The 11,700-nt window shown below is 43.2% G+C and carries 8 protein-coding genes; all 8 read left to right on the forward strand.

The features are described from left to right. Positions 1–374 precede the first annotated feature (374 nt). The 8 genes from NSB28_RS24465 to tsf all read left to right on the forward strand — a co-directional run bounded on the left by NSB28_RS24465 (position 375) and on the right by tsf (position 11,458). Positions 375–1,991 carry an efflux RND transporter periplasmic adaptor subunit gene (locus NSB28_RS24465; RefSeq protein ID WP_109747296.1) on the forward strand — a complete coding sequence of 539 codons (1,617 nt, stop codon included), beginning with the start codon at positions 375–377 and terminating at the stop codon, positions 1,989–1,991. 16 nt (positions 1,992–2,007) lie between these two features. After that, positions 2,008–2,697 carry an ABC transporter ATP-binding protein gene (locus NSB28_RS24470; RefSeq protein ID WP_109747297.1) on the forward strand — a complete coding sequence of 230 codons (690 nt, stop codon included), beginning with the start codon at positions 2,008–2,010 and terminating at the stop codon, positions 2,695–2,697. After that, the gene (locus NSB28_RS24475; RefSeq protein WP_109747298.1) at positions 2,694–4,973 is read left to right on the forward strand and encodes a biotin/lipoyl-binding protein; all 2,280 of its coding nucleotides are present in this window, start codon (positions 2,694–2,696) and stop codon (positions 4,971–4,973) included. The genes NSB28_RS24470 and NSB28_RS24475 overlap by 4 nt, the downstream gene beginning before the upstream one ends. A gap of 11 nt (positions 4,974–4,984) precedes the next feature. Then, the gene (locus NSB28_RS24480) at positions 4,985–6,241 is read left to right on the forward strand and encodes an ABC transporter permease (RefSeq protein ID WP_109747299.1); all 1,257 of its coding nucleotides are present in this window, start codon (positions 4,985–4,987) and stop codon (positions 6,239–6,241) included. A gap of 432 nt (positions 6,242–6,673) precedes the next feature. After that, positions 6,674–8,332: a flotillin family protein gene (locus NSB28_RS24485; protein WP_109747300.1), complete on the forward strand. Its 1,659-nt coding sequence runs from the start codon at positions 6,674–6,676 to the stop codon at positions 8,330–8,332. A gap of 148 nt (positions 8,333–8,480) precedes the next feature. Further along, a complete protein-coding gene (locus NSB28_RS24490) occupies positions 8,481–9,389 on the forward strand; it encodes an NAD-dependent epimerase/dehydratase family protein (RefSeq protein WP_257497956.1) in 909 nt (302 codons plus the stop codon). Between the two features lie 225 nt (positions 9,390–9,614). Further along, positions 9,615–10,376 carry a 30S ribosomal protein S2 gene (gene rpsB / locus NSB28_RS24495; RefSeq protein WP_109747302.1) on the forward strand — a complete coding sequence of 254 codons (762 nt, stop codon included), beginning with the start codon at positions 9,615–9,617 and terminating at the stop codon, positions 10,374–10,376. A 149-nt stretch (positions 10,377–10,525) separates the two neighbouring features. Beyond that, positions 10,526–11,458 carry a translation elongation factor Ts gene (gene tsf / locus NSB28_RS24500; RefSeq protein ID WP_109747303.1) on the forward strand — a complete coding sequence of 311 codons (933 nt, stop codon included), beginning with the start codon at positions 10,526–10,528 and terminating at the stop codon, positions 11,456–11,458. Positions 11,459–11,700: the final 242 nt, after the last annotated feature.

Here is an 11,700-nt window from a genome sequence, read left to right on the forward strand (position 1 = left end):
ATTTAATACCCACTCTATGTTGAAGGAAAAATAGAATAGTCTATATATTTTGAACATACCAAATAATTGATTCCAATGTATTTCGGGAATCCAATAAAGTAGTGGCCTCACCCACCCGCCTGCCCCTCCCACTGATTCACTGCCTACAATGCAAAGCGTCCTCCCCGCCTCTAATCATCTAAACAGCAATTTAGTCAAAGCCACAGAAAAAGCAGCAGAAGAACTGGGGGTGGATTTTTCTAAGTGTTTTGAACACAAAACATTTACAAAGTGGCTAAAAAAGATTAAGAGATTTTTAAGGCACAGCAAAATCATACATGGTATAATAAAATCCAAAATGGCGTAATGAAGCATATCATTCAGGAGGAAAAGAGATGGAAACAAAGAAAAGGAAACATATTATCATAGGAGTGCTTATAACAGTCGTCATAATTGCAGCGGCAGCGGCGGCGGTATGGTTTCTGGTTTTCAGGGAGCCTTCTGCAGCTCAGTCAGCTGGTGACGAGACGGCATATGTAGATTCAGTGGCAAATATAACGGGTCTTGGTTCAGGAAATGGGATGCAGGACAGGTTCTCAGGTGTTGTAGAGCCTCAGAAGACCTGGAATGTAGAGCTTGCACAGGACAGGAAGGTTAAGAATATATTTGTACAGGAGGGAGAAGAAGTAGCACTTGGAACGAATCTGTTTGAATATGATACCGCAGATCAGGAAGAGAGCCTGAACCAGGCACAGATAGATCTGGAACGCCTTCAGAATGAGATAGATACAACCAATGCTCAGATAGAGTTACTCCAGAAGGAAAAAGCAAACGCTTCACAGGAGGATCAGCTGGATTATACAACACGTATACAGACTGCACAGAATACAATTAAACGTGATGAATATGATATTAAGAAGAAAAATGTAGAGATAGAGCAGCTGAAAAATACCATTGCTAATTCCATCGTTACATGTGAACTGGATGGAGTAGTTAAAAAAATCAATGAGGATAACAGCACTACATCTTCACCTATGGGAAATAGCGGGGATAACAATGCTTTCATGACAATACTTGCAACAGGGGATTACCGTGTTAAGGGAAAAATTAATGAACAGAATATGGCCTCTGTCATGGAGGGCCTTCCTGTGATCGTTCGTTCCAGAGTAGATGATGAAAGAATCTGGAGAGGGACGATAACTACGATTGACCGTGAGAACCCGGAGACAGATAATAACTCATCAGGAGGCTACGTTTCATATGGAATGGGCGGCGGAAGCACTACTTCAAGTGTAAATTCCACAAATTATCCTTTCTATATAACACTTGATAATGCGGATGACCTTATGCTTGGACAGCATGTATATATTGAGATAGACAACGGGCAGGAAGACGGCGAAGAAAAGGAAGGAATCTGGCTTGACAGTTATTACATCGTCCAGGAGGACGGAAAAGCTTACGTATGGGCGGCAAATGATAAGGACAAGCTGGAAAAACGCAGCATTACTTTAGGAGAGTTAGATGATGTCACTCAGAAATACCAGATAACAGAAGGCCTGGAGCCGGATGATTATATCACATTCCCGAGTGAGAATCTCAAGGAAGGCATGTCTGTAGTGCGGAATGTTGAACAGATGGGGATGAACATGAACGGCGGAAGCGTTGATATGATGGGCGGCGATGGCCCTGTTGACGGCGGCTCAATGGATGCCGGGCCTGGAGGCAGTGTTGATTTTCCGGAAGGCAGTGATGATATGATGCCTGGCAATGATATTATGGTGCCGGGAAATGAAGATGGTGTTATGGACAGCGGAGACGGCATTTCGGCCGGGCCTGACGGAGAAGCAGGAAGCAACGATATGGTGGGACCACAGGAAGAAGTTCCGGAGGCGGATGGAGGTCAGGATGCCCCTGGACCTGAGGCAGGCGAAGGCGGAGAAGAAGGACCAGCAGGGCCAGAAGATGTGTCTGACCTGGGAGACGGTTTGGCGCCAACGGAAGCAGCACAATAAGAATGGAGGACTCACAGTGATTCTCGAATTGGATAATATCTATAAGGATTATATACAGGGGAAAATGATAGTCCCTGTATTAAAAGATATCACGCTGCATGTGGAAAAAGGAGAATATGTAGCCATAATGGGGCCTTCTGGTTCAGGTAAATCAACGCTCATGAATATTATAGGATGCCTGGATAAGCCGACAAAAGGATCGTTCCTTCTGGATGGTGTAAGCCTTTTGAATAAAAGAGATAATGAACTTGCTGAAATACGCCTGCGCAGTCTTGGTTTTGTTTTTCAGACATTCCAGCTGCTGCCAAGGCAGTCGGCAGTGGAAAACGTGGCTTTGCCTTTGATTTATGCAGGTGTGTCTAAAAGAGAAAGAATAAAAATGGCAGAAGCAGCTTTAGACAGAGTGGGTTTGAGCGACAGGTACCATTTTAAGCCTAACCAGCTTTCAGGCGGACAGAAGCAGAGGGTTGCTATTGCTAGAGCTATGGTAAATAATCCAAAGATACTGCTGGCAGATGAGCCTACAGGCGCTCTTGATTCCAAATCCAGTGCACAGGTAATGGAGCTTTTTGAGAAGCTGAATGAGGAAGGTGTCACTATTATTATGATAACCCACGACAGAAATATAGCAGAGCATGCAAAGCGTATCGTGGATATTTTTGATGGTGAGCTTTCTGAGCATAGAGATGAGGAGGTGGCGTTGTGAAGAAAAAGTGGATAGCCCTTATCTGCGCTGTTTCAGTCGCTGCCGTAGGCGGCGGAGGATATGGCATTTATAAAGTAGTCAGTTCAAACAGTACGCCTGTGGATGTAGTAAAAGTATCTGATCTGAACATGGGCTGGTGGGGACAGACGACATCTACATCAGGAATGGTTTCATCAACAGTGACTCAGCAGGTACATATGACGACAAATCAGCTGGTGAAAGAGATTTATGTAAAAGAGGGCGATGAGGTAAAGATAGGAGATCCTCTTCTGGCCTATGATATGACTCTTGCAGAGCTAGACCTGGAAATGGAACAGCTGAACGGCAATGCAATAGATCTGCAGATAACAGCAGCTGAGAAGGACCTTGAAAAATTAAAAAATGAAACACCCATCAGTGCATCTGCGGAGGCAGATATTATGAAAAACGGACAGGTGATGGTGGCTGCCTCAGAAGAGGGGGGCACTGAAGGCACAGACCCGGGGACTGAACCGGCTCCGGCATCAGCGGAGGGGACCAGTGAGGCGGCACCGCCAGTGACGGAACCACCACAGACGGAACCTCCAGTGACAGAGGCGCCACAGACAGAACCGCCAGTGACGGAACCATCACAGACGGAGCCGCCAGTGACAGAGGCACCACAGACAGATGCATCACAGACAAACGCACCACAGACAGACACATCACAGACCAACGCACCGCAGACGGATGCATCACAGACAGACGCATCTCAGACAGGCGGTGAGACAGATCAGAGCACAGAGCCTAACACCGGGGATTCTGAGCAGACTACGGAGCCAAATACTGATGCAACAGAGGTTACACCCCAGGAAACAGAAGTACCGATGATCATTGATATTACAGTCGTTGTGAACCAGCAGATTGATGAGAGCCTCAGACCTGAAAAGGTGAAGGTAACTCTGAATGATACAGTTCTCAATGTAAGTAAAGAGACAGTTGAACTCACAAAGGAAAATAACTGGACTTATAAATACCTGGCTATGCCTATAGGAGGCACATACAGTCTGACTACTGATGCAGGTGATGCATATGACATCCAGTCTGTTTATGACGAGAATACAAAGACCTTTGATCTGCTGTGCACGCCAAAGGCATATGATAAGCTGGATGAAAAGTCAGAGCCATATAAGAAGGGGGAAGGAACGAAAAAATCCCCGGATGTATATTTCTGCCAGGAGGGTGCAAAGATCGACGCTTCATTCCTGAATAAGGTATATGGGTATGATAAGGATGGCCAGACAAGGCTGACGGACAATACAGGCAGGTATGTTGTTCTGGAAATGAGGAAAGATGACCAGGCAAATGGAGAATTTATGAGTGCGTTTGCCATAGACGGAACACAGCCGAGAGATACGGGATTCGCACCTTCAAGTGAGTGGACAATAAGCAGTTCAAAGCTGGAGCAGACAGGGGGCAATGAGGTTCAGGAACCAAATATAGAGGAACCTGATTTTGACTTTGGAGGCGGTTTTGATTTCGGAGGCGGTTTCGGAGGCAACGGTTATACGGCTGACCAGCTTAAGCAGGCTATAGCTGATAAAGAGAGCGAGATAAAGAAACTGAAACTGGATAAAAAAGAATCAGATTTGAAGATACAGTCACAGCAGAGAAAACTTGATAATGGAGTAGTGAAGAGTTCTATCAATGGTATTGTAAAAACTGTTGGGGATCCCAATGTAGGTGAGGTCAACAACGAACCATTTATGACGGTTGTCAGTGCAGAGGGGCTGTATGTCACAGGTTCACTCAGTGAGCTTGAATTGGAAAAAGTGAAGGTAGGTTCCATCATGACAGGGTTTGCATATGATACGGGGGCTTCATTTTCTGCCACAATCACAGAAATTTCCCCATACCCTGACACCTCAGGAAATTATTACAGAGGGAATAACAATGCATCATATTATCCGTTCACAGCCTATATAGAAGGGGACAGTACTGAGGGGTTGAGCAATTATCAGTATGTGGAGCTTCAGATTCAGGAGAGTGTAGACGCGTCTGCGGCATCCTCACTATATATTGAAAAGGCTTATATCCGCTCAGAGAACGGTCAGAGCTATGTCTATAAAAAGGACGAAAATAACAGACTGAAAAAGCAGTATATCAAGACAGGAAAGACAGTTTATTCCACAGCTATCGAAGTGAAGGAAGGTCTTTCTATGGATGACAGCATTGCTTTCCCTTACGGGAAAAATGTAAAGGAAGGGGCAAAGGTAAAGACATCGGATGAAGATGATAATACCGTTGTTCCGATGTAGGAGGTGGAGAGGTGTTAGAAAATATCAGGTTGTCAATTCAGGGAATATGGTCGCATAAAATGCGTTCTTTCCTGACAATGCTTGGAATCATCATTGGTATAGCATCCATCATCTCCATTGTTTCTACTATTCAGGGGACAAATGAGCAGATAAAGAAGAACCTGATCGGTTCAGGAAATAATACGGTGGATATCAAGCTGTATCAGGGAGACATGGAATATTATCTGGATGATTACAGCGGTATCCCAAAAGGAGTTCCTGTAGTTACAGAAAAAGTCAGGGAAGAGATGGAAAAGGTAGATGGTGTAGCCGATGTTTCGCTCTATTCCAAAAGAAGTTATGCCGACAGTGTTTATTATAAGAATACCAGTATGGATGGCGCTAATGTTATGGGGATAGATCTGCATTATTTTAATACCTGCGGGTATATCATGCGGACAGGGCGTGAATTCATACAGCAGGATTATGATGAATTCAGAAAGGTCGTGATTCTGGATCAGACAGCGGCCACCAGCCTGTTTCAGGAGGAAGATCCTCTGGGCAAGACTATAGAGATTAAGGGTGAACCTTTCACCGTTGTGGGCGTGACAGAGAAAAGCGAGGCTTTTGAGCCTGTTATCAATTCGATGGAGGATTACTGGACGTATATGGGGAACCAGGCCAGCGGGTTTATTTATATGCCATATGCTACCTGGTGTGTGCCCTACCAGTATGATGAGCCTCAGAATGTAATAGTCAGGGCTAACAGCACAGATGAGATGAGTGCCGTAGGTAAGAAATGTGCTGATATTTTGAACGCATACGTCACTTCACAGGATGACGTGAAATATAAGGCGGCTGACCTGCTTGAACAGGCTAAGGAGCTCCAGGATCTGAGCGCGGCCACAAATAACCAGCTGATATGGATCGCTAGTATTTCACTGCTTGTAGGCGGCATCGGCGTTATGAATATCATGCTTGTTTCGGTCACAGAGAGGACAAGTGAGATCGGTCTTAAAAAGGCCATAGGGGCAAAAAAGAAGAGGATTCTCGGCCAGTTTCTTACAGAGGCGGCTGTGCTTACAAGCCTTGGAGGCATTATAGGAGTCATTGCAGGAATCGGGCTTGCCCAGGCTATCTCCAAAATGTCCCAGACGCCGGTAGCCATCAGCGTCCCGGCTATTATAGGATCCGTTATCTTTTCAATGCTTATAGGCATCATATTCGGCCTGCTGCCTTCAATCAAGGCATCAAACCTGAATCCTATCGATGCTCTGAGACATGAGTAAATGTATCATAAATTGTAACTATTTAGCAGATATTTGTATTTACTGAGCAGTTATAATAAAGTTCTGAGTAAAGCTGCCTTCGGGCAGAATTGCCTCCGGAGTATGTAGACTCTGCAAAGGGTGTGCACCGGAGATTTGAGGGCCTGACTTGTCAGGCCCCTTTTTTTCTTTTAATGTATATTTCGAAGAGACAAAACACTGGATAGGGGGAAGGAAGCTGCGAGCGGTACAAAATAAAAGTAAATTTATCCGTCAGAACCGCTTGCCGGGATAAGCTGTGTGGAAATTGTGGATTTATATATGAGTAATTGCTTTCATTGTCATTTACACAGGGAAAAAAGTGTGGTATTGTACTAAATATAGGCATTTAATTTAAAAACTGCCAAAATATTGGCGGGCTGCACATCAATCATACACACAGGAGGAAGAGAAATGGAAGGGATATCTATCGGAATCATTATTGCAGCAGTAATAGCGGTACTGATCATCATTTTGCTGGCCGCGGGCTATGTTAAAGCGCCGCCTAATAAAGCTTACATCATATCAGGTATGCGTAAGAGACCTAAGATCCTTATAGGCAGGGCAGGTTTCAGGATACCGTTTCTGGAGAGGATGAATGTACTTTACCTGAATCAGATAACTATCGATATTAAAACGGACAATTATATACCTACTCTTGATTATATCAATGTGCAGGTGGATGCAGTTGCAAAGGTAAGGATCAACTCTGACAGTGAAGAGATGATGCTTCTCGCTATGAAAAACTTTTTGGATAAGAAGCCTTCGGAGATCGTTACAGACCTGCAGGATTCTCTTCAGGGAAATATGAGGGAAATTATCGGAACTCTGGACCTTAAGACAATCTGCAACAACAGGGATGAATTCAGTAATCAGGTACAGGAAAAGGCTTCCGTAGACATGATGAAGCTGGGCATTGAGATTATATCCTGCAATATCCAGAATGTAGAGGACGAGCATGGCCTTATCCAGGATATGGGTATGGATAATACTTCAAAGATTAAAAAGGATGCGGCGATCGCAAAAGCAAATTCCGAAAAAGAAATCGCAATTGCCCAGGCTGAGGCTGACAAATTATCGAATGACGCCAGGGTAATCTCACAGACAGAGATAGCAAAGCGGAATAATGAGCTGGCTATCCGACAGTCAGAGCTTAAAAAAGAGGCTGACACAGTTAAGGCTGAAGCTGATATGGTCTATCAGATCAGAACAGAGGACCAGCGTAAGACTCTGGAGATTACAAGAACAAATGCTGACATCGCAAAGCAGGAGCGGGAGATAGAGCTCAAGCAGAAGGAAGCATCGGTACGTGAACAGCAGCTGAATGCTGAGGTAAAAAAGAAAGCGGACGCCATGCGTTATGAACAGGAGCAGAAGGCTCAGGCAGAGCTGTTCAAGCGTCAGAAGGATGCTGAGGCCGCCCGTTATGAGCAGGAGCAGGAGGCAGAGGCCCAGAAGGCACGCGCCGAAGCCATGAAATTTGAAAAGGAACAGACTGCGGAAGGAATCAGGCTGGTGGGACAGGCAGAGGCTCAGGCAATTGAAGCAAAAGGAAAAGCTGAAGCCGAAGCCATGGAAAAGAAGGCCGAAGCCTACAGTAAATATAATAAAGCCGCAATGGCTGAAATGCTCATCAATATCCTTCCTGAAATGGCCGGAAGGATTGCAGAGCCTCTCGCACAGATTGACAAGATCGTCCTGATCGGCGGCGGGGATGACGGAAGCGGTGTGAGCCAGATTGCCGGAAATGTGCCGGCTGTACTTACAAAGGTCATGGAAGCCATGAAGGAGACAACGGGTGTGGATCTTGCAGAAATCATGCGGGCCGATACGTATGATGCGAAAGTAAATAAGAATATTAATTTTACAGGATTTGACGGTCTGTTTGGCAAAGAAAAGGATAAAACAGCAGAAGCCGGAAAATCCGGGGATAAAGATTCACACAGCGGATATGCGAAAGAGGGAAAGACAGAGGCTGAGGAAAAGGCAGCGGCAGCTACAGAGGCAGTTAAAGGCATGATGAAGGATGTAGTGAAGGATGTAAGGGACGCATTCAATAAAGATAAAAAGTAGTATTTGTTTTTTGAACTATCTGTAATCATTTCCGAGGGTGAAAGCACTTGTTGATTTCGCCCTCTTGTCTGTCCATGGGCAGGGACATACGCATTTGTAAACGGCTGGCATAGTTCGTTCATTTAGAACTTATAGAGGAGTTATAAATATGAATATTTTAGTGACGGGTGGAACTGTATTTGTCAGTAAATATATAGCAAATTATTTTAAGAATAATAATGAAGTTTTTGTGTTGAATAGAAATACTAAGAAACAGCTTGATGGAGTACATCTAATAGAAGCTGACCGTCATAATTTGGGTAATATTTTGAAAGAATACAATTTTGATGCTGTTTTGGACATTTGTGCCTATACCGGAGAAGATGTAAGTGATTTGGCAGATGCTCTTCCAGATGGGGTCAAAGACTATATACTTATTAGTTCATCAGCAGTATATCCCGAAACAAATGTACAGCCTTTTACAGAAGAACAGGAAATAGGAAGTAACTCTATTTGGGGAAACTATGGAACAAATAAAATTGAGGCTGAGAAAATCCTGTCCTCGAGAATGCCTGCAGCATATATTTTGCGTCCGCCATATCTGTATGGACCAATGCAGAATGTTTATCGTGAGCCTTTTGTTTTTGAGTGTGCATTATCTGATAGAGTTTTTTATATTCCAAAAGATGGAACAATGAAAATGCAGTTTTTTCATGTTGAAGATTTATGCAGAGTGATTGCCAAAATCATTGAAACACATCCTGATTATCATATTATAAATGTAGGAAATAAGAATTTAGTCAATATTAACGAATTTGTATCGTTATGTTATAAGGTGGTTGGAAAAGAATTAAAAATAGTAAATGTTTATAATCATGAAAATCAGAGAGATTATTTCAGCTTTCATGACTACGAATATTATTTAGATGTCACAAAACAAAATGAATTGATTGATAATACAAAAGACTTAGAAGATGGGTTACGAGAATCGTTTGAGTGGTATATAAAGCATAGTGAAGAAGTTTCTAGGAAAAATTATATTGATTTTATTGAATCACATAAAGGATTGTGGCAGTGATGCCAAAATGGTGCTGACTTTACAAAACCACCTTATACGAAATTCTTGTAAGGTATGAATTAACGGAAAAATTATGAAAAAAGGCTTGCAACGTACCCGGGTGTTGTGATATACTTTCATAGGCAAAAATAAATCACGCATGCAGATTCTGAGGACGGTGCCGGAGACGGTCTCTGAGGGAGCGTAAAACATGCGGTAGAAATCAACCAAAAGGAGATTAGAAACATGAGCGTAATTTCAATGAAGCAGTTACTCGAAGCAGGTGTTCATTTCGGACATCAGACAAGAAGATGGAACCCTAAAATGGCTCCGTACATCTACACAGAAAGAAACGGCATCTACATCATCGACCTTCAGAAATCTGTAGGTATGGTAGATACAGCTTACAAGGCAGTTTCTGACATCGCAGCAGAAGGCGGCACAATCCTCTTCGTAGGAACAAAGAAACAGGCTCAGGATGCTGTTAAGTCTGAAGCAGAGCGCTGCAACATGTTCTATGTAAATGAGAGATGGTTAGGCGGAATGCTCACAAACTTCAAGACAATCCAGAGCAGGATCAGACGTCTGAAAGACATCGAAGCTATGCAGGAAGACGGAACATTCGATGTTCTTCCTAAAAAAGAAGTAATTGAATTAAAGAAAGAATTAGATAAACTGCAGAAGAACCTGGGCGGTATCAAAGAAATGAAGAGAATCCCGGATGCAATCTTCGTAGTTGACCCGAAAAAAGAAAGAATCTGTGTACAGGAAGCACATACTCTCGGAATTCCGCTGATCGGTATCTGTGATACAAACTGTGATCCTGAAGAGTTAGATTTTGTTATCCCAGGTAATGATGATGCTATCAGAGCCGTAAAACTGATCGTTTCTAAAATGGCAGATGCTGTTATCGAAGCAAACCAGGGCGCTGAGGAAGCAGTAGAGTTCCCGGAGACAGAAGCTACTGATATGGAAGAAATCGCAGCTGAAGAGACAGCAGAGGTATAATATCAGCAGATCAGGAAATCAATATGTAATATGCTAAAGAGGCTGTTACATCAATATCTGATATTCGGAAACGACAGGTTCTGGGCCGCCTTTTAGGCGGCTCAGATAGAATAGAAATCAAAATACCAGTATAACGGAGGAATAAAGAAATGGCTATTACAGCAGCAATGGTAAAAGAGTTAAGAGAAATGACCGGCGCAGGAATGATGGACTGTAAAAAAGCATTAGGCGCTACAGATGGTGATATGGACAAGGCTGTAGAATTCTTAAGAGAAAAAGGTCTTGCAACAGCTCAGAAAAAAGCAGGCAGAATCGCTGCAGAAGGTCTCTGCAAGGTTCTTGTATCTGATGATGATAAGAAAGCAGTTGTTGTTGAAGTTAATGCTGAGACAGACTTTGTTGCAAAGAATGAAAAATTCCAGGGCTATGTAGCACAGGTAGCTGAGCAGGCAATGGATACAGAGACAGCAGATATCGAAGCATTCAAGGCTGAAACATGGAAATTCGATAATTCCATGACAGTTCAGGAAGCTCTTGCAGCTCAGATTTCTGTAATCGGTGAAAACATGAGCATCAGAAGATTTACAAAGGTTACAGAAGAGAACGGTTTCGTTGCTTCCTATACACATATGGGCGGTAAGATCGGTGTTCTCGTAGATGTAGAGACAGATGTAGTAAACGATGATATCAAAGAGATGGCTAAGAATGTAGCAATGCAGGCAGCAGCTCTTAAGCCTATGTATACAAACAGGGCAGAAGTAGATCAGTCTTATATTGAGCATGAAAAAGAAATCCTCACAGTTCAGGCTAAGAATGAGAAACCGGATGCAAATGATAAGATCATCAGTGGAATGGTTATGGGACGTATCAACAAAGAGCTTAAAGAAATCTGCCTCATGGACCAGATCTATGTAAAAGCAGAAGACGGAAAGCAGTCAGTACAGGCTTATGTAGATTCCGTAGCAAAAGCAAACAATGCCAAGATAGTAATCAAAGGTTTTGTTCGTTTCGAGACTGGTGAAGGTATCGAGAAGAAGGAAGAGGATTTCGCGGCTGAAGTTGCAAAGCAGATGGGCAATTAAGCGAAGTTTGCAATAAAATTTAATGAAAGTATTTTAAGGGCTCCAAAAGCCTTGTAAACACTATATTCTCTAGTGATTATAAGGTTTTTGGGGCTTTTTTTCTTGTATAATAGGAAAGTTCGCCAAATGGCGAACCATTGATAAAAAAGCCCGCAAAATGCGGGTGAAGCAAACAGACGGTGATTAAAAGAGGTCAATATAAAATCCTTCTTCAAATTCATCGTCATCTAAGTCATCATCCT

Source organism: Murimonas intestini (genome assembly GCF_024622195.1).
Taxonomy (GTDB): domain Bacteria; phylum Bacillota; class Clostridia; order Lachnospirales; family Lachnospiraceae; genus Murimonas; species Murimonas intestini.